Source organism: Streptomyces africanus (assembly GCF_030816955.1).
Lineage (GTDB): Bacteria > Actinomycetota > Actinomycetes > Streptomycetales > Streptomycetaceae > Streptomyces > Streptomyces africanus.
In genome coordinates this window covers 5,464,378-5,486,382 of record NZ_JAUSYP010000001.1, presented here as the reverse complement: position 1 = coordinate 5,486,382, position 22,005 = coordinate 5,464,378, and the positions used below count along the sequence as shown (strand labels likewise).

21 protein-coding genes and 1 pseudogene are annotated in these 22,005 nt (G+C 69.9%); 11 read left to right on the top strand and 11 right to left on the bottom strand.

The features are described 5' to 3' along the window. The 7 genes from QF034_RS25580 to QF034_RS25550 form a co-directional block, all read right to left on the bottom strand. Positions 1-912 carry a hypothetical protein gene (locus QF034_RS25580; protein WP_307177132.1) on the bottom strand — a complete coding sequence of 304 codons (912 nt, stop codon included), beginning with the start codon at positions 910-912 and terminating at the stop codon, positions 1-3. Positions 913-990: 78 nt separating this feature from the next. Further along, positions 991-1,455 carry a hypothetical protein gene (locus tag QF034_RS25575; protein WP_307177131.1) on the bottom strand — a complete coding sequence of 155 codons (465 nt, stop codon included), beginning with the start codon at positions 1,453-1,455 and terminating at the stop codon, positions 991-993. Positions 1,456-1,517: 62 nt separating this feature from the next. Next, positions 1,518-2,291: a twin-arginine translocation signal domain-containing protein gene (locus QF034_RS25570; protein WP_307177130.1), complete on the bottom strand. Its 774-nt coding sequence runs from the start codon at positions 2,289-2,291 to the stop codon at positions 1,518-1,520. Beyond that, entirely contained in the window at positions 2,288-2,746 is a 459-nt protein-coding gene (locus tag QF034_RS25565; RefSeq protein ID WP_307177129.1) for a hypothetical protein, read from the bottom strand. Before QF034_RS25565 ends, QF034_RS25570 begins: the two co-directional genes overlap by 4 nt. A 10-nt stretch (positions 2,747-2,756) precedes the next feature. Continuing rightward, positions 2,757-4,994 carry a glycoside hydrolase domain-containing protein gene (locus QF034_RS25560; RefSeq protein WP_307177128.1) on the bottom strand — a complete coding sequence of 746 codons (2,238 nt, stop codon included), beginning with the start codon at positions 4,992-4,994 and terminating at the stop codon, positions 2,757-2,759. 347 nt (positions 4,995-5,341) lie between these two features. Continuing rightward, positions 5,342-6,292, bottom strand: a complete 951-nt coding sequence (locus QF034_RS25555; RefSeq protein ID WP_307177127.1) for a hypothetical protein — start codon at positions 6,290-6,292, stop codon at positions 5,342-5,344. A 171-nt stretch (positions 6,293-6,463) separates the two neighbouring features. Then, the gene (locus tag QF034_RS25550; RefSeq protein ID WP_307177126.1) at positions 6,464-7,081 is read right to left on the bottom strand and encodes an RNA polymerase sigma factor; all 618 of its coding nucleotides are present in this window, start codon (positions 7,079-7,081) and stop codon (positions 6,464-6,466) included. Between the two features lie 118 nt (positions 7,082-7,199). On the opposite strand from QF034_RS25550, the pseudogene QF034_RS25545 reads away from it, so the two are divergent. After that, positions 7,200-8,846: pseudogene (locus QF034_RS25545) on the top strand (FG-GAP-like repeat-containing protein); the annotation flags it as partial. A gap of 116 nt (positions 8,847-8,962) precedes the next feature. Further along, complete coding sequence (locus QF034_RS25540) at positions 8,963-10,213, top strand: peptidoglycan recognition protein family protein (protein WP_307177125.1); 1,251 nt, start codon at positions 8,963-8,965, stop codon at positions 10,211-10,213. A gap of 2 nt (positions 10,214-10,215) precedes the next feature. On the opposite strand, the gene QF034_RS25535 is transcribed toward QF034_RS25540, so the two are convergent. The 4 genes from QF034_RS25535 to QF034_RS25520 form a co-directional block, all read right to left on the bottom strand. Continuing rightward, positions 10,216-10,611 (bottom strand): hypothetical protein, encoded by a 396-nt coding sequence (locus tag QF034_RS25535; protein WP_307177124.1) that lies wholly within the window; start codon positions 10,609-10,611, stop codon positions 10,216-10,218. A 156-nt stretch (positions 10,612-10,767) separates the two neighbouring features. Next, positions 10,768-11,322 carry a hypothetical protein gene (locus QF034_RS25530; RefSeq protein WP_307177123.1) on the bottom strand — a complete coding sequence of 185 codons (555 nt, stop codon included), beginning with the start codon at positions 11,320-11,322 and terminating at the stop codon, positions 10,768-10,770. A 107-nt stretch (positions 11,323-11,429) separates the two neighbouring features. Then, the gene (locus QF034_RS25525; protein ID WP_307177122.1) at positions 11,430-11,936 is read right to left on the bottom strand and encodes a hypothetical protein; all 507 of its coding nucleotides are present in this window, start codon (positions 11,934-11,936) and stop codon (positions 11,430-11,432) included. A 97-nt stretch (positions 11,937-12,033) separates the two neighbouring features. Beyond that, on the bottom strand, positions 12,034-13,644 hold the full coding sequence (locus tag QF034_RS25520) for a beta-N-acetylhexosaminidase (RefSeq protein WP_307179968.1): 1,611 nt from the start codon (positions 13,642-13,644) through the stop codon (positions 12,034-12,036). A gap of 284 nt (positions 13,645-13,928) precedes the next feature. Here QF034_RS25520 and QF034_RS25515 point away from each other — a divergent pair, with 284 nt between their 5' ends. The 9 genes from QF034_RS25515 to QF034_RS25475 all read left to right on the top strand — a co-directional run bounded on the left by QF034_RS25515 (position 13,929) and on the right by QF034_RS25475 (position 21,886). Next, positions 13,929-14,423: a 2-oxo-4-hydroxy-4-carboxy-5-ureidoimidazoline decarboxylase gene (locus QF034_RS25515; protein ID WP_307177121.1), complete on the top strand. Its 495-nt coding sequence runs from the start codon at positions 13,929-13,931 to the stop codon at positions 14,421-14,423. A gap of 193 nt (positions 14,424-14,616) precedes the next feature. Next, positions 14,617-14,997: a succinate dehydrogenase, cytochrome b556 subunit gene (gene sdhC / locus QF034_RS25510; protein WP_010047075.1), complete on the top strand. Its 381-nt coding sequence runs from the start codon at positions 14,617-14,619 to the stop codon at positions 14,995-14,997. Positions 14,998-15,002: 5 nt separating this feature from the next. Next, positions 15,003-15,485: a succinate dehydrogenase hydrophobic membrane anchor subunit gene (locus QF034_RS25505; protein WP_307177120.1), complete on the top strand. Its 483-nt coding sequence runs from the start codon at positions 15,003-15,005 to the stop codon at positions 15,483-15,485. A 19-nt stretch (positions 15,486-15,504) separates the two neighbouring features. Then, a complete protein-coding gene (gene sdhA, locus QF034_RS25500) occupies positions 15,505-17,259 on the top strand; it encodes a succinate dehydrogenase flavoprotein subunit (protein WP_306964488.1) in 1,755 nt (584 codons plus the stop codon). Then, positions 17,259-18,038, top strand: a complete 780-nt coding sequence (locus QF034_RS25495; protein ID WP_307177119.1) for a succinate dehydrogenase iron-sulfur subunit — start codon at positions 17,259-17,261, stop codon at positions 18,036-18,038. The genes sdhA and QF034_RS25495 overlap by 1 nt, the downstream gene beginning before the upstream one ends. A 159-nt stretch (positions 18,039-18,197) precedes the next feature. Further along, positions 18,198-18,785 (top strand): Uma2 family endonuclease, encoded by a 588-nt coding sequence (locus tag QF034_RS25490; protein WP_307177117.1) that lies wholly within the window; start codon positions 18,198-18,200, stop codon positions 18,783-18,785. An 86-nt stretch (positions 18,786-18,871) separates the two neighbouring features. After that, entirely contained in the window at positions 18,872-19,645 is a 774-nt protein-coding gene (locus tag QF034_RS25485; RefSeq protein ID WP_307177115.1) for a LamG-like jellyroll fold domain-containing protein, read from the top strand. A 232-nt stretch (positions 19,646-19,877) separates the two neighbouring features. Continuing rightward, positions 19,878-21,074 carry a helix-turn-helix domain-containing protein gene (locus tag QF034_RS25480; RefSeq protein ID WP_307177114.1) on the top strand — a complete coding sequence of 399 codons (1,197 nt, stop codon included), beginning with the start codon at positions 19,878-19,880 and terminating at the stop codon, positions 21,072-21,074. 443 nt (positions 21,075-21,517) lie between these two features. Continuing rightward, on the top strand, positions 21,518-21,886 hold the full coding sequence (locus tag QF034_RS25475) for a hypothetical protein (RefSeq protein ID WP_307177113.1): 369 nt from the start codon (positions 21,518-21,520) through the stop codon (positions 21,884-21,886). Positions 21,887-22,005: the final 119 nt, after the last annotated feature.

Here is a 22,005-nt window from a genome sequence, read left to right as displayed (position 1 = left end):
TCAGGACCCCGCTATGACATCGGCGGCCTTCTTCACGGCCTCGTTCAGGGACTTTCTTTCGCCGTTCAGCTGCTCGGGCCGTGACTCGATTTCTTCGTTCTGGATCGCCACCTCGGCGTCGAACCAGATCTTGGCGACCTTGGTCTTGTCCCGGCAGGAAATGTCGGCGGTCGCGGTCCTGATCTCAAGCGGCGTGACGCTCCGCGAGCCGAACTGCGGGTCATCGCTGGCGTCGAGGGGCCGTGGGTAATGGAAACCGCTCGCCTTCATGCAGTCGGACCAGGCCTTGAACGCTTCGATGACCTCAGGGCTCTGCTGAGACTGGGCGAAGGTCTCATTGCTGATCGTCTGGGCGATCGTGGTGTTCGCGGCACCGGCGGAGATCTTCCGGTCGGCCTCGCCGAGGCAGCCGCCCTCCGGTACGGGCTTGCCCCCCACCTTCTTGGCGCCGCCCTCCAAGGCCTGCGTATCCGGGCCGGTGCCCGACGTGCCGTCCAGGGCTCCCTCTTCGACGGCCTGGTCGTACGCTTCCTGCTCATCGGCCGCCGGCTTGTACCCCCGCTCCTTGGCGAGCGCCATGTCGTGAATGCCGTAGCGCCAGTCGACCAGGGTCTTGCCGCCGATACGTGGCAGATCGGCAGCCGGCTCCCACGAGAAGCCGAAACCCTTCATGCAATCGCCGATCAGGATCTTTCGAGCCTGCGAAATCTGCTTTCGCTCGGCATCCGACGGCAGGTATCCCTCGATCGGGAGCACCCACGTCGCAGGATCGGCTGGGTCGAACGAAACTGTGGGCTTCGGTGTCGCCACTGACGGATTTGTGGTTGCATCGCCCGAACAACCAGCGACCGATACCAAAGTTGCCGCGATCACCAGCGAACCGATGCTCGCTCGCCTGGCCTTCATGCGCATGGGTGTACCTACTACCAAAGCTTGCTGCGACCTGCTGTCGGCTGTGCAGCCGACAGCAGGTCGCAATGCGTGGACGAATCAGAGCGTCTGCCAAGCGAACGAGGCGTTCTCGTTCTTGGTCACCGAGAGGTTGGTCTGAGAACGCGGGCTGGACCAATCCGCGGATCCCTTGTAACCGCTGTTGAAATAGGTCACAGCGTAATACGTCGAGTGCTTGTTCTTCACGGACGCGGCATTGTTCTTGATGCCCTGCAGGTTTCCGCTTCCGCCGTGGCAGAACTTCAGCGGCTGGGTGCCTCCCTGAGGAGCCCCGCCGATCCGCTCGTCAGCGAAGTCCCAGACGCTGTAGCCGACATTGCGGTAAGCGCCGCCGTAGTCCGAGTTGTAGTAGATCGCGTACTTGAAGTCGGAGGCCGCCTGGGACTTTTCGCAGGCTTCGGGGCTCATCTGATTCTCGTACCCGGTGTTGGCATGGGCGGCGGGGGTCATAAAAGCCCCCATCACCACCACTGTCGCCGCCACCACGGCGAACTTTCTCTGCACTGCCTTCTCCTTAATTGGTCGACTTCATACCCGGAAGTCGAGACAGATCTGCCGGAGCGGCGTCAGGCCGCTTTCCGCTGGCGGCGGGCGAGGGCGTCGGCGGCCGCGCGGCGGCGCTTGTCGTGGACGTCCACGAGGATGCCGGCGCCCTCACCGGCGGTCGTCTCGCCGACGCGGAGGCGTTCGGCGACGGTCGCCAGGCGGGTGTCGTCGGGGCCGACGACGAGATAGAAGAGGGCCTCGTCGACGGCGCGGTCGTCACCGCCCCAGCGGACCACACCGTCGAGTTCGGCGAGGATGTCACGGAGAACCGCGAGTTCCAGGGGGAAGTAGCCCCCCTTCGTGCCGGGCGGGTAGTGGCCGGGCCGGATGCGGACGGCGGTGCCGGAGGCCAGGTTGCGGGCGGCCCCCCGGAGCCCCTTCGGAGCGGCCCAGCCGACGGCCTCGCCGGGCTGGAGCTCGGCAATCTCGTAGTGGAAGCGGCGGACGAGATGGACCAGGACGGTCTCGGGAGCGCCGAGCCGGACCTGGAGATCCGTCAGCGGGGTCCCCGGCACGGGCCGGGTGGCGATGGATCCGCCCTGGTCGGCGGCGGTCTCCATGTCCCAACCGTTGGCCGACCGGGTCCCGGCGAGGAGTCGCTCGTTACGGGCCTCGGCCCGTGCGACGCCCTCGCGGACGGCCTTGGGGAAGGTGTAGTCGCGCGGCTCGGCGGCGTACGCGGGGGAGGCCAGCGCCTGCGAGTGCGGGAGCGCCGCCGCGGCGGCGGTGACGGCGGCGGCGCGCAGCAGGAAGCCTCTGCGGGACAGCGGGCGGCGGGCGGGAGTGGCGCTCACGTGGTCCTCTTCTCGGGATGCTCGGGTGTGGTGGTGCGGCGGTGTTCGGCGGCGGCGATCAGGGCGAGCGTCACCGCGATCACCGCACAGCCCGTCATCACGGGCGTGACGAAGCCGGAGACGGCCGCCGAGTAGGAACCACCGGACGACATGCGGCAGTCGAGGGCGGGCGGCAGGTAGGACACGCTGTAGCCGCTCACCTGCCCGTACAGCGAGGGGTTCGCGTCCTGGCAAGCCTGGGCGGTGCCGCTCTCGTCGAGGAAGAGCGACACCAGACCCCAGACGTAGGCGACTGCGGCGAGGGCTCCGGCGAGCGCGGCGCCGCCGCGTGCCACGGCCCCCGGGCCGCCCCTGCCGATCGCTGAGAAGCCGTACCCGGCGAGGCCGAAGGCGGTGACAGCGGCGACGATGATGCCGATCAGCAGGGGCAGGGCGGCGGGATACGAGGAGGTCATGGCGACCACCTCACCCGGCAGCGAGCTGCCGGACAAGGTTGTTGTACTTCTCGAAGATGTGGTACAGCCCCATCCGCTTGGCGGCATCGGCCTCGGCCTGGTCGCCCCAGCCCTGGTAGCGGCGGATGATCTCGAAGATCTCGCCCTCGGTGTAGTTCAGGCTCATGGCGCGCAGGGTCGTCTCGCCGGCCGGCGGGTTCTTGCCGCCGGGCTTGCCCGCGACGCCCCACAGGTGGATCAGCGGCACGGTCCGCATGGCGAAGGCGTTGTCCTTGTTGACCTTCTGCCACATCGCCCAGATGTCGGCGTCCTTGGTCGGGTCGGTGCGGGTGCCGGTGACGAAGCCCTTGTCGATGCAGTGGTTCCAGGCGCGGATACCGACCTCGCCGCTGATCTGCGCGATACCGGTCGAGGAGTCCTTGACGATGCCGACGCCGTTGAGGTGGTACGAGGCGACCTGGTGGTCCACGCCCTGGTCGATCAGGTCGTAGTGCCGCATCTCCCAGTACGCCGAGGTCTGGATCATCGCCTTGCGCATGGTGTACGTGCGGGACAGCTGGGTGGTCTGCGCGTCGTGCGACATGATCGTCTCGAAGCACTGAGTGTGCGTGAAGAGACGCGCGTTGGCGCCGGTGCCACCGTCGTCCTCGTAGCCGATGCTGCGCATGTAGCGGCTGAGGTCGTCGTGCAGTGCGTTGAGGAAGGAGCCGTCGAAGCCGACGTCGGGGCGCGGCGGCCGGGGCGCGTTGAAGGAACTCTGGCCGGTGTCACGGCCCGAGGCGATGTTGACGTCGATCTCGATGGCGCCGGCGCCGGAGCCGACGCTGCGGGTGACGATCTGGTCGTACGCCCAGTCGGCGGGCAGCGGGTAGCCGAAGTTTCCGGAGAAGCCGGAGGACATGTCGGAGACGAACGAGGCGGTGGAGTGCCCGGCCTCGCCGACGCGGGTACAGACGTTGCGCGGCCCGTACACGCCGACCCCGAACCGTCCGCCGTCGGCGGCCAACGCGTCCACGATGCCCTTGAAGTGCGGCAGGACGTTCGACGTCACCTCGTGGTCGAGCGCGTCGAAGTCGACGGCGAAGAAGATCCGGGTGCCGGACTTGAAGCCGTGGTCGAGGGCGGCGTTGGCGGCGGCCTGGCCGGCGGCCCGTCCGGCGGCGTAGTTGAAGCCGTCGGCGTCCCGGCCGTACGTCTGGTAGATCGGGAAGCAGCGCAGGCCGTTCGCGGCGATGGTGGCCAGCTCGCCGGGCTGGATGGCCTTCTCGGGGAGAGACGTGGCGCTGGGGTTGGTGAGGTAGCGGCCTATGTACTTCACACCGGCCGCCTTGAGGGCCGCCGCACGCGCGTCAGTGATCTTGGTGACGCCGTCGCAGGCCTCGCCGCTGCGGCTCTGGTCACCGTAGGAGACGAGGAGGGAGGCCCACGTGGAGAAGTCGCCCTTGCCGGTGACCGGGAGCTTCGCGAAGGACTGGAAGCTCTGGACGGCGGTGGAGACCGCGCTGGTGAAGTTGCCGAAGGCGACCGACCGCTGGTTGAGGATCATCGCGCCGGTGAAGAGCCGCGCCCAGTTGCCGGAGCTGCCGACCGACAGGGTGTGCGACTTGAGGCCGGTCTGGGTGCCGGGACCGAAGACACCGTTGGCGGTCCCGTCCGCCATCCCGAGCTCGTACTGGACGGCGAAGAGCATCGACTTGGCGACGTCGCGCGAGTGGTGGCCGTCACAGGGGATGATGTAGAAGTCCTTGCGCAGGACGTACTGGCCGTTGAGCCACTGCTGCACCGAACGGACCGCGCTGGAGCCGCCGCTGACGGTGACGTACGCGTCCATGTTGAACAGGCCCTTGATGACCTTCGGCCACAGCGCGCTGCCCGGATAGACCGCGCTCAGCCCCATGTCGGCGTTGAGCTGGGTGACGGACTGCTGCATGCGGGCGCTGTACGTCCCGTCGATGGCGCTGCCGTCGTAGCCCTTGCAGTACAGGGCGGACTGGAGGATCCGGCAGAAGTCCGCGGACGGCACGTTGGACGCGTCGATCTTGCCGTACTTCTCCGCGATGGCTGCCAGGGTGGTCGGGCCGAAGCTGTTCGACAGGCTGGTGATGCCCAGCTCGTACTGGAGCGCGCGGGTCAGGGCGTACATGGTGGGCCAGCCGGTCTGCCCGTTCTCCTCGACGGTCATGCCGATGCGGCTGCCGTACGTGCGGTTGATGAAGACCTGGGCTTGACGCACCATCTCGTCGGCCATGAAGTGCCCTCTCGGCAGGGGATGCGGGGGCCGCGCCTGGGGTCGGGCGGCACTTGATCGGTGGAGCGGCACGGGCCCTGCGAAGGGGAAAAGGGAATGCGCGGGTGTGGTCAATGCCCGTGGGAAGCTTTTGACTTGACCATTGCATGGCCCGTGCATCAGGCGATCTTGGATCGATCCCTGCAATAGCACGCAGACCGGGCCAGGTCGGCGGTCTTTTGTGATGAACCCGTGCCCGAGGTGACGCTGAACGTGCACACAACCTTTTGCCCGCTCGTGCGTCTCAACTGCACAGCCGGATGCGGAATGTGTTAGACCGTCACCTTTGAGTGAATGGCGCGATTCTGCTACGGACGGCGGTCGTTGGGCTGGGCGGGCTTGCCCTTGGCCCCGGACGAGGTGCCGTCGGCGGCGCCGGCGCCGCCGCTTCGCGCGGCCCCCGATCCGTTCTCCGCGCTGCCCGCACCGCTGCCCGCGCTGCCCGCGCTGCCCGCGTTGCCCGCGCCGTTGTCCGCGTTGGCCGAGCCGTTGCCGGCGCCGGCGGAACCGGGGGCGGCCGCGCTCTTCTCCGGTCGGGCGGTGCTGCCGGGCTTCGCCTCGGTCCGGGCCAGTTGCTCCGCGCAGTACGCCGTAACGTTCCTCTCACCGCCCGCGGCCTGGACGAGGCGCTTCCAGGCCGTCGCGTCCATGGCCTTGCCCCGGCCGTCGACCTGCTCGTAGGCGCGGCAGTGGGCCTCGGTGCCCTGGGAGGCGGCCGGGCGGTCCGGGCGCGCGGACGCGGAGCCGGTCGGGGTGCCGGCGGTCTCGCCCGCCGAGGCGCCGGGGGCGCGGGTGGAGGCGGGCGGGCGACCTCGGTCGTCGGCGCCGTCCGTGGATCCCACGGAGCCGATCGCCGCGACCGCGACCCCGCCCAGCGTGAGACTGGCGAGCAGCACGGAGAGCGTGGCCTTCAGCGAACGGCCCGGATACCACCGCTCCCGGGACCGCCAGTCGTCGCGGCGGCGGGTGCGGGCCCGGTGAACGCCGGCGTCCCGGGCGGCCAGGAACGCGGCCACCGCCCGCTGTTCGGCCTCGGCGTCGATCCGGTCCCGGACGAGGGCGGCCACGAGCAGCGCTTCCAGCTCGGCTTCGTCGAAGACGTGCCGGGTGCCGAGGCCCGGGCTGTCGAGGCCGGCCGTCCCGCGGTGGCCGGGCGGCCGGCCGTCGGCGTCCCGCGCCGCCCGGTGGTCGCAGGCGGGGCCCCCAGGGTGGACACGCCGACGGCCCGGAAACCCGCCGCCGCTCTGCTGTTCACCCATGTCCTGTTCCGTCCCTGTTCGATCCACGCGTCCCGCGGTGCCCGCCGGGTCCGTGCGACCCGGCCGGCCCGGCCGACCGGTCCGGCGTTCCGGGACCGATCCATACGTCTCGCTCGTCCGCCCTGTTCAGGGCACCGGACCCGGCGACTCCGCCCGGCCCGCCGGCATCGTTCATTTCGACTCCCCCAGCGTCCGGGGAGCCTCATCCGTCACACCTTCGGCGCCCAGCCGGGTGGCCAGGCGTTTCAAGCCCCGGTACGCGGCCGTCCGTACGGCACCCGGCCGCTTGCCCAGGACCCGGGCGGCGGCGGGTCCGTCCAGGCCCACCACGACACGCAGCAGCACGGCCTCGGCCTGGTCCTGCGGCAGTCCCCCGACCAGCCGCAAGGCCTGCTCGGTGGACATGGCCTCCAGCGCCTGGTCGTGGGTGCTGTGCGGCCCGGGCAGGTCCAGCACGTCCTGCTCCAGCGCGGACGGCCTCGGCCGTACACGCCGGCGGCGCAGATGGTCCAGCGCCCGGTGCCGCGCGATGGTCGCCGTCCAGCCGCGGAACCCGGCCCCGTCGCCCTTGAACCGCCCCAGGTCCCGGGCGATCTCCAGCCAGGCGTCGGAGGCCACGTCCTCCGCGTCGTCCCCGACCAGTCCGCGCAGATAGCCGAGCAGTCCGGGCTGCACGATCCGGTAGGCGACCGCGAAGGCCGCCTCGTCGCCGTCCTGGGCCCGCTCGACGGCCTCGCCCAGTTCCCCGTCGCGCGGGTGTGCGCGCCGGGGTTCCTCTCGCTGGCCCAAGAACCGTCCTCGTTCGTACTGAGTTGCCCTCCACGATCATCAGCGCCGTGCTCCGGCGAAATGTCACACCGAGCGGGAGGCTCCCTGCCCGGCACGGGTCGGGAGATCGGCACAACCGCACGACATCGGCTTCAACACCGACACCGTCGGCATCTCCTACATCGGCAACTTCGAGAAGGCCCGGCCGAGCCGCGCCGCGCTCGACGCGATCTCCCGGCTCGTGGCCTGGAAGTTCGGCATGTACGGCATCGATCCGACCGGCAAGGTGACGCTCACCTCGGGCAGCCCGGCCGGCCAGGACGGCAACAAGGTCGACCAGGGCGTCTCGATCACCCTGCCCCGGGTCTTCGGCCACCGGGACACCAACGCCACCGCCTGCCCCGGCGCCAACCTCTACTCCCAGCTCTCCCGGATCGCCCAGGTCGCCAGGACCCCGGGCATCTCCCACGCCCTCGCCACCTCCGACTACAACCGGGACGGCGTCACCGACCTGGTCGCGGGCACGCCCAAGGCGCTGAGCGGCGGCGGCACCGTCACCGTCGTCCCGGGCGGCATCGACGGCCCGGTCACCGCCGCCAAGGTGACGCTCAGCCAGAGCAGCCCGGGCGTACCCGGCTCCCACGAGTCCGGTGACGGCTTCGGCACGTCCAGCGCCTGGGGCGACGTCAACGGCGACGGTTACGCCGACCTCGCGATCGGCGCACCCGGCGAGGACGACACCAGCGGCCACGCCGACCGCGGCGCGGTCACGGTGATGTACGGGCCCGCACTCGACACCGGCTTCTCGTACACCACGTCAGGGGTCACCTCGACGGGCGCCAGGCTCGGCTCCACGGTCGCCGTCGGAGACTTCAACGGCGACGGCAAGGCGGACGTCTTCTCCGCCGGCACCGGCAAGGGCGGCAACTGGAACGCCCGGCTGACCGGCGGCGCCACCGCGTACGGCACGCTCACCACGGCCACGGGCGCCGTCTCCTACCTCGACGCCGCGACCGGCGACTTCAACCGGGACGGCTACGCGGACATCGCCCTGAACTACCGCGACACCGGTGGCATCGGCCGGGTCGTCCGCTTCGCGGGCTCCGCGACCGGTCTGACCAAGGTGGGCGTCATCTCCGTCAAGGGCGGTCGCTCCCTCGCCGCCGGTGACGTCAACGGCAACGGCTACGACGACATCGTCATCGGCCAGCCGGTCGCGTCCGAGTCCGGCGGGAAGTCCGGCGGCCAGATCACCATGGTCCCGGGCACGGCCACGGGCTTCACGACCACCGGCATGACCGTGATCCACCAGGACACGGCGTACGTGCCGGGCGGCAACGAGTCCGGTGACGCCCTCGGCACCTCCGTCTCGGTCGGCGACTACAACGCCGACGGTTACGCGGACGCCCTCGCGGGCGCCCCGGGCGAGGACCTGACCCGGGACGGCGTCAACCGCGCCGACGCGGGTGACGCGATCCTCGTCAAGGGCACCGCGTCCGGTCTGACCGGCTCCGGCTCGGTGGGGATCTCGCAGGACACCTCCGGCGTCCCGGGCTCCACGGAGAGCGGTGACCGCTTCGGCTCGTCGGTGTCGCTGACGGACCTGTCCGGCTACGGCCGGGCGGACCTCACGTTCGGCGCCGACGGCGAGGACGGGGGTGACGGGGTCCTGCTGTACCTGCCGAGCAACAGCACCGGCCTCGGTTACTCCCACTCCGTCGTCTTCGGCAAGTCCACGCTGGGCACCCTGACGGACGCCCGCCTGGGCCAGACGCTGACGCCGTGACGACTCGACCGGTCCTCGGCCGTTCGCCGGATTTCTCCGGAAGACCGAACGGACGGGTGGGCGATGGGGGAAAGACTCCCCCATCGCCCCCCAAGAGGACCGGAATCGAGCCACGAATGACACGCCTTCTGCTGCACACCGCCGTCGTCACCGCCCTGGCCGCCGGCACGCTCGGCCTGACCCAGCCCGCCCGGACCTCCTCCGCCGCCGCCTCTTCCGACGGCGTGCACACCGTCCGGGTGCCGGACGGTGACCCGCACGAGCGGGCCCTCGCCCCGCGCACCACCGAGCCGTTCAGCATGATCGGTGTCACGTGGGACGACCCGGACGCGGTCCTGGACGGCATCGCGCACGTGCGCACCCGCTCCCGGGACAGCGGCGCGTGGAGCGCGTGGCGCGCGCTCGACACCGACGTGCGGACGCCCGAGACCGGCCCCGACCACCACCGGGCCGGAGTCCGCGGCGGCACTCAGCCGCTGTGGACCGGGCCTTCGGACGGCGTCCAGGTGCGGGTGTCGGGCGGGCGGCTGCCCGAGGGGCTGCGCGTCGAACTGGTCGACCCGGACGGCGGGTCGGACGCCGTGCAGACCACGGTCGTCGAACCGGACGGCGCCGAACCGGACGTAGTGGAACCGGACGTCGTCGAACCGGACGTCGTCGAACCGGACGTCGTCGAACCGGCCGCCGGCGCGCCCCGCGCCGAACGTCCCGCCGTCACGTCGCGTTCCGCCTGGGGCGCCGACGAGTCCCTGGTGAAGGACCCGCCCACTTACACCACCGACACCAAGGCGATGTTCGTCCACCACACGGCCGGCACCAACGACTACACCTGCGCCGAGTCGGCGTCGATCGTGCGCGGCGTGTTCCTCTACCACGTGCGCAGCAACGGCTGGAACGACATCGGCTACCACTTCCTCGTCGACAAGTGCGGCACGGTCTTCGAGGGCCGTGCGGGCGGCATGGACAAGCCCGTCCTCGGCGCCCACACCTACGGCTTCAACACCGCCACCAGCAGCGTCTCGGTGCTCGGCGACTACAGCAAGACGACCGCGAACGCCGCCGTGCGCGAGTCGGTCGCCAAGGTCGCGGCCTGGAAGCTCGGCCTGTACGGCATCGACCCGACCGGCACGACGGTGCTGACCGCCGGTGCCGACAACGGCAAGTACAAAGCGGGCCAGAAGGTCACGCTGCACCGCATCTCCGGCCACCGCGACGGCTACCCGACCGAGTGCCCCGGCCAGCACCTCTACGACGACCTGCCTCAGATCCGCACGCTCGCCGGGAAGGCCGCCAAGCCCGCCGAGTCGGCCCCCGAGCCGACCGGCCCCGTCATCGAGGACGACGCCACGGTGGCGCTCCCGCGCTGACGCTACCGCCGGCGCTCGGCGGCCGTCGCGTCCCGGCACAGCAGCCGCAGCGAGCCGTGCCCGGCGTAACAGCGGCGGGCCTCGTCGATGGGGTCCCAGAGGCGTCCGTCGGGGGTGCGGATCCAGTGGTCGCCGCCCGTCGCCCACCACTCGGCCCCGGTCTGGCGCGCCATCACCTCACCGGCGTAGGCCCCGAACCCGCGCAGCACCTCCTGCACGGCGGCGTACGGGGCTCCTTCCCGCCGTATCCCCTCGATCATCCGGTCGATGCTCCACAGGCTCTGCGCCGAGTAGTCGAGGTGCAGCCGTGCTCCCTCGCGCATCGTCGCCACCGTGTCCGCAGCCCACCGCAGCGGCTTCGCCGCGGCCGAGGGCCTGGTTTCCGCTTGAGTCGTCACACCCCGGAAAGCGCTCCGGCGTGACGTTTCGTCACACGAAATCGGCGACTTCCCCGAAGCGGCGCAGGACCGCCCCACCTCGGCCTTACGACAGTCACAGGACTCTTCCAGGAAAGGGGGTTTAGGCTGGTCGGACACCCCCTGGGGGCCCGGTGCTCAGCCCAGTTGCCGGCTCCGGCGCGAGACGACCGCGCGCAGCACCCGCCGCCCCTCGGTCGACACCTCCAGCGCCCGCCGCAGCCCGGCCGGTCCGTGTCCGGCCAGGACCTCCAGGACGGTGATCTGGCGGCGCAGTTCCGCGGCGACGAGCGGCGACATGCCCTCCGTGCGGCCCTCGCGGCGCACGGCGACCGACGAGGCGTCGTCGGCGGCGGTGTCGAGGAGGCGGTGGATCTGGAGGGCGGCGACGGAGCAGGCGTCGGCCCACACCCGCACCCCGGCTGGGGACCGCTCGGCGGGAGCGGCCTCGAGCATCCGGTGGGCGAGCACGACAGCCTCGTCCCCGGTGCCGGGGGCGTCCAGCTTCTTGCGCGCCTGCTCCAGCCCCTCGCCCCAGTCGCCGCTGCCCGCGCCGTCGGTGAGGCTCGCCCACAGCGGCCGCAGGGTCTCGTCGTCGCCGCCCAGCAGGGGCACGCACCGATCCAGACAAGCCAGCCCGCTCGCGGCCAGCCCGCGTTCGTCGGCCTGTGCGATCAACTCCACCAGGCTCATCACGCCTCCCTCCGCGGGCCTTGCAGGGGCCCTACCAGGCCTGCTCACAGCCCTGACCCCTCACGGAACCCGCACTTCCCCTTACTGCGCGCAACGGCCCCGGAACGTCACAGGGGCACGACGCCCAGGCGGTCGAGGAAGCGGAAGAAGAGGTTTTCAGCCACGGGATCGGGGTCTGAAGTGAGTACGTCCACAAGGGCGTCGGCGTTCACTTCGTGTCCGGCCTCGGCGGCCCAGCGGACGGCGTGCTCGGCGGCGTCGCGAGGTTCGAGGAAGTAGTCCTCCAGGGCGAGGCCCTCGCGGCCGGCCCCCAGGTACCCGGCCATGGCGGTCCGGGCGAGGCAGGTCGTCCACGTCCCGCTCTCCGGCGCGGCGGCCTCCAGCACCACGCACTCGCTGTTCATGACGTACCCGAACAGCGCGGGCGCCCCGGTCTCCCGGGCGAGGGCGTTCATGTTCCCCACGTCGCCGTCGCTGCTGGGGTACTCCCACACCTGCCACCCGCCGGGCGCGGAGGTGCGCCGCACCATCCCGTCCGTCGCCCCCGCCAGCGCGTCCAGCTCCGCCAGCGGCCGCTGCCCACGGCCCACGACGAAGTACCCCCAGTACCCCATGCTCCGGTTCCCCCCCGGCATATTCGATTCGGCTCGCGTCAGAAGACCACCACACCCGTACGGCAGTGCGCAGCCGTACGGGCCGATTCGGCCGCGGTCAGCCGAGCCTGTCCGCGAGCGCCCGGAACTCCGCCCAGGACAGCTCGGGCCGGCCCGGGTCCCACAGCTTCTGGACGGTCGCCCGCAGCGGCATCCGGATCCCGGCCGCCACCTGGTCCTGCGTCTGCGCGTTCGGGATGTCGCCCCAGACGGCGAAGACCCCGCCGAGGATCTGCCCGTCGTAGCGCTCCGGCACGGCCTGCGTGTCGCGCAGCACCCGCGGCGTCCACTGCTCGTAGATCCGCTGCCCCGTCGGATAGACGAAGGTCTGCGGCTCGCCGAGCACGTAGTACAGGAACTCGTCGTTGTAGTTGATCACCTTCCGGCCCGCGCTCAGGTACACCGCCGGCGGCCGGGCCCCGATCTCCTTGCCGGTCCAGTAGCCGACCTGGATGTCCTTGTCGGCGTCGACGGAGGTGTCCTTGAAGAAGCCGTCGTTCCACGCGCGCGGGACGCGCTGGTGCTTGCGGACGGTGGCGGCCCGGTCGTTGAGCCAGCCGGTGGTGAGGTCGGCGACCGTCGCGCCGGAACCGTACTTCTCCCGCGCGGCGGCGGCCAGCTGCGGGAACGACGCCTCCGGGTCGGAGCGCACCAGCGCCTGGTACTCGTCGCCGCCGAGGTGCCACGGCCCGCCCGGGAACAGGTCCGCGTACTCGTTCAGCAGGTCGTCGACGATCTCGGCGCTCTCGCTCTTGGAGATGTCGATGGCCCCCTGCACGGCCGACCCCCGCGCGGTGCGCAGCTGGAGGTCGGGGTGGGCGTCGAGGACCGCGCCGAGGTGCCCGGGCGAGTCGATCTCGGGCACGACGGTGATGTGCCGGCTCCGCGCGAGGTCGACGATCTTCCGCACCTGCGCCTTGGTCAGGTGCTGCCGGGACACGATCTCCGGATGCGACTCGGACTCGATCCGGAACCCCTGGTCGTCGGAGAAGTGCAGACCGAGCTGGTTGAACTTCAGATCGCCCAGTTCGCGGATCCGGTCCTCGATCCAGCCGGCCGTGTAGTTCTTGCGGGCGATGTCCAGCATGAACCCGCGCTCCGGCTTGGCGGGCTCGTCCCGCACCACGCCCTCGGGCGCCGTGCCGCCGTCGTGCACCTCCTGCTTGAGGGTGCGGGTGCCGTAGAAGACGCCCGCGTCGGCGGGCCCGCTGATCTCCACCCGCCCGTCGCGCACGGTCATGACGTACGACTCGGGATTCGCCTTCTTGCCGTCTTCGAGGGCCAGCCGTACGTCCCCGGCGCGCCGGTCGTCCTTCTCGCCCTCGTACTTCAGCCCGAGCTCACCGGCGATCAGCCGGCCCTCGTCGGCCAGCGCCGGGTCGTCCACGACGACGCGGTCCCCGCTCCCGGGGCGCCAGCCCGGGCCGCGCGCCGCGGTGTGCTCGCGCACGGCGGGGATCGTCTGCGGCGCCTTGGACAGGGCGTAGGAGCGGCTCGGACTCGGGGCGCTCTCCGGCGAGGTGCCCTGCGGGGCGGCCGCGGACCGGCCCTGGGAGGGTCTGGCCTCCGCCCCGGTGGTCCCGCCGTCGCCGCCCGAGGCCGCCCAGAGCCCCAGGCTCACCCCGGCCGCGATCACGACCAGGGCGACGGCGGTGGCCACGACCAGCACCTGCCGCTGCTTCCCTTGCTTCGTCTGCTTCGCCGAACCTCGGCGCCTGTGCTGACTCACCTCGCCAACCTAAGACGCCCTGGCGCCTCACGCGCGTCCACCACGCGTTCGGAATCTCTCTCTCCCGGGTGAAATTCGGGCATCCGTCGGACACGTCTTGGTCGTACTCGGTAGCGTGACGTCACATCTCTCACAACATGCCCTGCCGACACACGTGACGCCCACGAGGACCCACGCTGCCTGCGCACCGTCTCCCAGACCTCCCCGGCCGGCTCGCCATACCGGTGGAGCCCTTCAACGCGGCCTCCGCCGAGGCCCTGGAGCAGACGCTCCTCGCCTGCCTGCGCAGCCTCCGCTGGTGCCGCCGCGTCGCGGAACACCGCCCCTATCCGGACCTGGACTCCCTGCTGGCCGCGGCGGACGAGGCGGCCTACGACCTCTCCTGGCCCGACCTGACCGAGGCCCTGGCAGCCGAGTCCCTGCCGACGCTCCCGCCCGGCACGTACTCCGCGGCCCACACGGCTCTCAGCGCGGCCCACGCGGCCTACGAGGCCCGCTTCGGACATGTGTTCGTCATCTGCCTGGCTGACGTGCCGCCGAGAGAGACCCTGGACCGCCTCCTGGAAGCCATCCGGTCACGATTGACCAACGATCCGGAGGAGGAGCGGATGGTGGTGGCGGAAGAACTCCGGCGCCTTGCAAGGGCGCGGCTGGTCGAGGCCCTAAGGGGCGCGGGGAACTGCGCGACCAGCCACGACGGCGCCGCACCCGGCAGATAACAGGACACCCCACCCCAGAAGCCGCCGAAGGCTAGCCCGTACGCATGCCAGTTTGATCACACAGCCAGACCCCGGCTCAGCCCAGCGGCAGCGCCTCGCTACGATGCTGGGGGCCGGTGGACCGTACCCGGCCGGGCCCGACCGACACACCAAGCCGGCGCGGCCCCAATCCCCGCTCCCGGAGGAAACTTCCGTGCCGGCTGGAACGCTGTACCGCGGCCGGGAAGGAATGTGGTCCTGGGTGGCTCACCGAGTCACCGGCGTCCTCATCTTCTTCTTCCTGTTCGTTCACGTGCTGGACACCGCCCTCGTGCGTGTCTCCCCCGAGGCCTACGACAACGTCGTGGCCACGTACAAGACGCCGATCGTCGCGCTGCTGGAGTACGGCCTCGTCGCCGCCATCCTCTTCCACGCGCTCAACGGTCTGCGCGTCATCGCCGTCGACTTCTGGATCAAGGGCGCGCGCTACCAGAAGCAGATGCTCTGGACCGTCGTCGCGCTCTGGGTCGTGCTGATGCTCGGGGCCATCTACCCCGTCCTCGGCCACGCCGCTCGTGAACTCTTCGGGAGCTGACGCCAATGTCCACGACTGAGAAGTCCGCCGCCGGCGTCGGCCCCGTCGAGGGTGGCGCCGTCTACACCGTCGACAACCCGGCGCCCTTCATCGAGGCCCCGCGCAAGCGCACCAAGAAGACCCCCAAGTCCACCCGGGGCAACTTCGAGCTGGCCGCGTGGCTGTTCATGCGCCTGTCGGGCGTGGTGCTGGTCGTGCTGGTCCTCGGCCACCTGCTGATCCAGCTCGTGCTGGACGGCGGTGTCTCCAAGATCGGCTTCGCCTTCGTGGCGGGCCGCTGGGCGAGCCCCTTCTGGCAGGTCTGGGACCTGCTGATGCTCTGGCTCGCCATGCTGCACGGCGCCAACGGCCTGCGCACGGTCATCAACGACTACGCGGAGAGCGCGAACACGCGGCTGTGGCTCAAGGGCCTGCTCTACACCGCCACGGTGTTCACCATCCTGCTGGGCACGCTGGTGATCTTCACCTTCGACCCGAACATCCGCTAGGCACGGGGCTGCGAGAATCATGAAGATCCACAAGTACGACACCGTCATCGTCGGCGCCGGTGGCGCCGGTATGCGCGCCGCCATCGAGTCGACGAAGCGCAGCCGCACCGCCGTGCTCACCAAGCTCTACCCCACCCGCTCCCACACGGGCGCCGCGCAGGGCGGCATGGCCGCCGCGCTGGCCAACGTGGAGGAGGACAACTGGGAGTGGCACACCTTCGACACGGTCAAGGGCGGTGACTACCTGGTCGACCAGGACGCCGCCGAGATCCTGGCGAAGGAGGCCATCGACTCCGTCCTCGACCTGGAGAAGATGGGCCTGCCGTTCAACCGCACCCCGAACGGCACGATCGACCAGCGCCGCTTCGGCGGTCACTCGCGTAACCACGGCGAGGCCCCGGTCCGCCGCTCCTGCTACGCGGCCGACCGCACGGGCCACATGATCCTCCAGACGCTGTACCAGAACTGCGTCAAGGAGGGCGTGGAGTTCTACAACGAGTTCTACGTCCTGGACCAGCTGATCACCGAGGTCGACGGCGTCAAGCGCTCGGCCGGTGTGGTGGCGTACGAGCTGGCCACCGGTGAGATCCACGTCTTCCAGGCGAAGGCCGTGATCTACGCGTCCGGCGGCTGCGGCAAGTTCTTCAAGGTGACGTCCAACGCGCACACGCTGACGGGTGACGGCCAGGCGGCGGTCTACCGCCGGGGCATCCCGCTGGAGGACATGGAGTTCTTCCAGTTCCACCCGACCGGCATCTGGCGCATGGGCATCCTGCTGACGGAGGGCGCCCGTGGTGAGGGCGGCATCCTCCGCAACAAGGACGGCGAGCGCTTCATGGAGAAGTACGCGCCGGTCATGAAGGACCTCGCGTCCCGTGACGTCGTGTCCCGCTCCATCTACACGGAGATCCGGGAAGGCCGCGGCTGCGGTCCCGAGGGCGACCACGTCTACCTCGACCTCACCCACCTCCCGCCGGAGCAGCTGGACGCCAAGCTGCCCGACATCACCGAGTTCGCCCGTACGTACCTCGGCATCGAGCCGTACACGGACCCGATCCCGATCCAGCCCACGGCCCACTACGCGATGGGCGGTATCCCGACGAACGTCGAGGGTGAGGTCCTGGCGGACAACACCACGGTCGTCCCGGGCCTGTACGCGGCCGGCGAGGTCGCCTGCGTGTCGGTGCACGGCGCGAACCGCCTCGGCACGAACTCGCTGCTGGACATCAACGTCTTCGGCAAGCGGGCCGGCATCGCCGCGGCCGAGTACTCCCAGACGGCGGACTTCGTCGAGCTGCCGGAGAACCCGGCCGAGTTCGTGCTCAAGCAGGTGGAGATGCTGCGCGACTCCACCGGCACCGAGCGCGTGACGACGCTGCGCCGTGAGCTGCAGGAGACCATGGACGCCAACGTCATGGTGTTCCGCACCGAGCAGACGATCAAGACGGCGGTCGAGAAGATCGCGGAGCTGCGCGAGCGCTACAAGAACGTGTCCATCCAGGACAAGGGCAAGCGGTTCAACACGGACCTGCTGGAGGCCATCGAGCTGGGCAACCTGCTCGACCTCGCCGAGGTCATGGCCGTCTCCGCGCTCGCCCGCAAGGAGTCCCGCGGCGGTCACTACCGCGAGGACTACCCGAACCGCGACGACGTCAACTTCATGCGGCACACCATGGCGTACCGCGAGGTCGGCGCCGACGGCTCCGAAACCGTCCGTCTCGACTACAAGCCGGTCGTCCAGACCCGCTACCAGCCGATGGAGCGTAAGTACTGATGGCTACCCCCGTTCTGGACAAGGAAGACGCGGCCGGCAAGCCCGAGCCCGGTTTCGCCGACTCCCCCTACATCACGGTCACCTTCCGCATCCGCCGGTTCAACCCGGAGGTCGCGGCGGAGGCCAGCTGGGAAGACTTCCAGCTGGAGATCGACCCGAAGGAGCGCGTCCTCGACGCCCTCCACAAGATCAAGTGGGAGCTCGACGGCACGCTGACGTTCCGCCGCTCCTGCGCGCACGGCATCTGCGGCTCGGACGCCATGCGGATCAACGGCAAGAACCGCCTTGCCTGCAAGACGCTGATCAAGGACATCAACCCCGAGAAGCCGATCACGGTCGAGGCCATAAAGGGCCTGACGGTCCTGAAGGACCTGGTCGTGGACATGGAGCCGTTCTTCCAGGCGTACCGGGACGTCATGCCCTTCCTCATCACGAAGGACACGAACGAGCCCACGCGCGAGCGTCTCCAGTCGGCCGAGGACCGCGAGCGCTTCGACGACACGACGAAGTGCATCCTCTGCGCGGCCTGCACCACGTCGTGCCCGGTCTTCTGGAACGACGGCCAGTACTTCGGCCCGGCGGCCATCGTCAATGCGCACCGCTTCATCTTCGACTCGCGTGACGAGGCGAGCGAACAGCGCCTGGAGATCCTCAACGACCGCGACGGCGTCTGGCGCTGCCGCACGACCTTCAACTGCACGGACGCCTGCCCGCGCGGCATCGAGGTCACGAAGGCGATCGCCGAGGTGAAGCGTGCGCTGATCACGCGCCGCTACTGAGGTCTTCCTCGGCAGTCCTTCGAGGGCCCCGTCTCCGGTTCCGCACCGGGGCGGGGCCCTCGCCGTGCCTCGTTCGAGTGAGTTGCCCAGGGTCGACCAGTACGCCGCGTATCGGCACGGAGAGGATGTCCGCGCCGCGACCTGGTGGAGGACTCACGCATGTCAGCAGACCGTTCACTCACGAAGTGGGCCGACTGGCTCATGGAGCGCACTCCGGGCGTTCGCTTCGAGATCATCGATGGGCTGCTGCTGGTGACACCTCTCCCCGACGGTCCGCATGCCGAGGTCCTCACGGACGTGATGCTGGCGTGCCTGAACGCCGGACTCGACGACGACGCGGGCACGGTCCTCCAGAAGGTCGCGCTCTGGCTACCCACGGGCCCGGAGGACTACGCCATCCCAGACCTGTGCGTCGTCGACACTGGCATTGACGCCCATATGGTCGAGAACAACTGCTACGACCCGTCCTGCTTCCGGATGGTCCTTGAGGTCACCGCGGAGAATCCCAACCTGGATCTCGGTGTCAAAGTGCCCGCTTACGCGGCGGCCGGAATCCCGACGTACGTGATCGTCGACAGGACGCATCAACGCCTCCACGTCTTCACTGATCCGGCAAGGGACGGCTACAGGGCCCATCACGTCCACGCCCCCGGCGAGATCGTCGCCCTTCCCGACTCCATCGGTGCCAAGGTCACCTTGGACGTTGCGGAGATCCTGAAAGCGGGCCAAGCGAAAAAGGCCGGGTGACCTGATCCGGACAGAAACGGAACTCGACCGGCCACTTGGGGCTCGGCATCTGTCACGGCTGTGACTCCCGTGACCAGACTGCCCGCATGGTATACCTCAGAAGGGCCGCCGCCGCGCTCCTGGCCACGGCTTCCGCGCTGCTCTCGGCAACCCCCACAGCCTCGGCGACCCCCTCCCCCGTACTCGCACGGGAGAGCTTCGACCGCCTCCCCCTCGGCCCGGCCGCCCAAGGCCGCGACTGGACCTCGGACACCTCCGACGGCACGCTGACTGTCACCCGCGCCTCGACCGGCCACGGCCGTGAACTCCGCATCCGTACCAAGGGCAACGGCCGCGCGTTCCTGGTGTTCGGGCACCTCGCCCCGCCCGGCAACAGTTTCTGGGCCCGGATGCGGCTGAGGGTGGACGCCTTCCCGACCGCCCCCGACTGGGCGCACTGGACCCTGGCGGAGGCCTCCGGCCCGGACTCCCCGACTCTGGTCCGTCCGCTCGGCGGCCAGTACGTGCCCACGGAGAAGCGCAACTTCTACGGCGTCGGCTCCGACCTCGGACCCACCGGGGACTGGACCGCGTGGAAGACCTCCGCCCCGGCGCGAGCCGGCAAGTGGCAGTGCGTCGAGTTCCACCTGGACGCCACGGACAACCGCGTCACGGTCTACTTCGACGGCGTGCCCCAGCCCGACCTGACCGTCTCCACCGACCGGCACGGCGGCACGGCGGACCCGTTCGTCTTCCCGACGTTCGACAAACTCAAGCTGGGCTGGCAGCTGTACCAGTCCGACCCGAGCCCTTCGTCGTACGACGTCCGGCTGGACGACATCGCGCTGAGCACGCGGAGGGTCGGGGGGTGCGCGGCTTGAGAGGCCCGGAGGATTCGGCCTTGCGTTCAGGCATGGGTGCAGATCCGTCCGCTTCATCTTCTGCCACCCTGCAAAAGCAGGATGAAGCCAGACCGAATCCAGACCATGGGCGTTCGGGAAATAGCCCCAGGTGTCAGCGACTCTGCGCTCTGCGCGGCAAGGGAGAATCCGTACTCGGCATCGCCGTGCGACGCGGGTACCGTCTGAGTGTTGCAGCAGAACGGAGTTCGCCGTGCCGCAGAGCATTGAGGAGCACACTGGCGCTCGAATCGCCCGGATCCGGAAGCAGCGCGGTCTGACGCAGCATGGTCTGGCGATGCGGGCGCACGTGTCGAAGTCGTTGATGTCGAAGGTCGAGTGCGGGCAGAAGCCTGCGTCTCCGGCTCTTGTCGCAGCGTGTGCGCGCGCGCTGGGCGTTGCCACATCCGAGTTGTTGGGGCAGCCGTATGCCGACGAACTGCGCCGGGATCGGATGGATGCGCTGATCCAGCCGATTCGTGAGGGGCTGGAGAACTGGGACATCGCTCTGGACTGGGAGACGGCCCCGCGCCCGGCCGCCTTGATCTGGGTGGACGTCCAGCGGGCTCTGGAGCAGCGCCGTCAGGCACAGTACACGGACATGGTGCGCGATCTGCCCGTGCTGATCGATGAGTCGGTGCAGGCCGTGCACACCAGTGCCGGAGAAGAGCAGCGGCTGGCCTACGAGTGTCTGGCGGAGACGTTCCGGTGTGTGTTCACCGTGGCGTGGAAGCTCGGCTTCCTCGATCTGGCGACCGTCGCGCTGGACCGACTCGCGTGGACTGCACCGCGCGCCGACGAGCCGGGGCTGGCTGCCATGCATGCCTTCCTGCGTGCGCAGACCACGATGTCGTCGGGCCGGTACGACGTGGGTCTGTGGGTGGTCGACCGGGCCCTGCGGGACCTTGAGGGCCAGGAGTCACGCCGCCCAGCAGGCATTGAGGCGATGCGCGGCATGCTTCACCTGCGCGCCGCGACCATCGCGGGTCGGATGAAGGACAGGGACCACGCCGACGCCCGCCTTGCCGAGGCCCGTGCCCTTGCCCGGACCACAGGCGAGTTGCCCGACTTCGGCGTCACCTGGGGACCGGTGAATGTCGGCGTGCATGGCGTGGCCATCGCCTCGGAAGCCGACGACTTCAGGCGCGCGATCGAACTCGCCGAGAACGTACGAATCCCGCGCGGCTGGACTCGCTCCCGGGCCGGTCACCACTGGATGGACCTCGGCCGGGCCCACGCCTGGTCAGGCCACCCGGAGCAGGCATTGGACTGCCTGTATCAGGCTCGGCGCATCGCTCCGCAGCAGACCCGCTATCACCCGACTGTGCGGGAGACCGTGCTGGCCCTGAAGCGGCAGGAGCGGACACGTAGCGGCTCCCTGGCTCAGTACGCGGAGTGGGTCGGGATATAGCGGATTCCTGGCCCGAGGAGTTGCACCCTTCAGTGCAACTGTCGTGCCTCGCCGGTCGACAGGCTGACGTCTCGTCAGGACCCCCGCGACCGCGCGAACGGCCCGGGGGCATGGCCAACGCTGACAAGGAGCGTCGACATGCCGCACTGTATCGCCCACATCTTCGAGCCGCTGCTACGGCTGCTGTGGCCGGCGCCGGGCCGCCATCGCAGACCTGATCCCCTATCCGCTGGCCTTGCGGTAGAGGCATCGACAGGATGTCCGGGCCGCGTACCGGCCGCCCAAGTACTGCGCGGCGAGGAGATCGGGCTGGTCCGCCCATACCTGGTCGCGCACGAGCGGCGGGAGGCACAGAAGCGGCAGGCTCGGCGTCGCACACTCCGGCTGGCTGTACGCGGCATCGACATCAGTCCCCGGCTGATCCACGCACGGGATGTCACGGCATGACGAGAGGGACCGAACAACTGCGCCTGCTGCCTTGGGCCGGCCCCGAGGGCAAGCCTTGCTATCTCGCAGGCGATGGGGCCGGATACCTGTCCCGGCTCGCCGATAACATGGAGGCAACCCAGCTCGGCTTGGCCGGGGAACTCTTCCATGAGGCACAAAGTGTCCTGGACCAGCGACAGTGGACGCCGGGCGAACTGCATCTGCTGGCCGTCCAGTTGACCGAAGCTCTCGGCAACGTGCACCGCATCGCGGTGAGCCGCGGCGCGCGACTGCCCACACCCGCCGCCGACGATCTCGACGCTGTCGACGACCTGGAGGCCGAGGAAGACGAGCAGGGCAGCTCGCACCCAGCCATCTGCCGCTGACTACGCCTCGGCGGCTTCCTGACCTCGGACGAGACGGGCCAGTGGAGATCCCGGGAGAGCCATAGTTCTCCGGGGATCTCCGTTGCATGCCGTCAGGTGTCCCTAGTAGTGCTTCGTTA

Coding starts and splice junctions, on each gene's coding strand:
- QF034_RS25475 (WP_307177113.1), top strand. CDS start 21,518: ATGACGAGAGGGACCGAACAACTGCGCCTGCTGCCTTGGGCCGGCCCC.
- QF034_RS25485 (WP_307177115.1), top strand. CDS start 18,872: ATGGTATACCTCAGAAGGGCCGCCGCCGCGCTCCTGGCCACGGCTTCC.
- sdhA (WP_306964488.1), top strand. CDS start 15,505: ATGAAGATCCACAAGTACGACACCGTCATCGTCGGCGCCGGTGGCGCC.
- QF034_RS25555 (WP_307177127.1), bottom strand. CDS start 6,292: ATGGGTGAACAGCAGAGCGGCGGCGGGTTTCCGGGCCGTCGGCGTGTC.
- QF034_RS25530 (WP_307177123.1), bottom strand. CDS start 11,322: ATGAGCCTGGTGGAGTTGATCGCACAGGCCGACGAACGCGGGCTGGCC.
- QF034_RS25490 (WP_307177117.1), top strand. CDS start 18,198: ATGTCAGCAGACCGTTCACTCACGAAGTGGGCCGACTGGCTCATGGAG.
- QF034_RS25505 (WP_307177120.1), top strand. CDS start 15,003: ATGTCCACGACTGAGAAGTCCGCCGCCGGCGTCGGCCCCGTCGAGGGT.
- QF034_RS25495 (WP_307177119.1), top strand. CDS start 17,259: ATGGCTACCCCCGTTCTGGACAAGGAAGACGCGGCCGGCAAGCCCGAG.
- QF034_RS25540 (WP_307177125.1), top strand. CDS start 8,963: ATGACACGCCTTCTGCTGCACACCGCCGTCGTCACCGCCCTGGCCGCC.
- QF034_RS25565 (WP_307177129.1), bottom strand. CDS start 2,746: ATGACCTCCTCGTATCCCGCCGCCCTGCCCCTGCTGATCGGCATCATC.
- QF034_RS25580 (WP_307177132.1), bottom strand. CDS start 912: ATGCGCATGAAGGCCAGGCGAGCGAGCATCGGTTCGCTGGTGATCGCG.
- QF034_RS25560 (WP_307177128.1), bottom strand. CDS start 4,994: ATGGCCGACGAGATGGTGCGTCAAGCCCAGGTCTTCATCAACCGCACG.
- QF034_RS25525 (WP_307177122.1), bottom strand. CDS start 11,936: ATGGGGTACTGGGGGTACTTCGTCGTGGGCCGTGGGCAGCGGCCGCTG.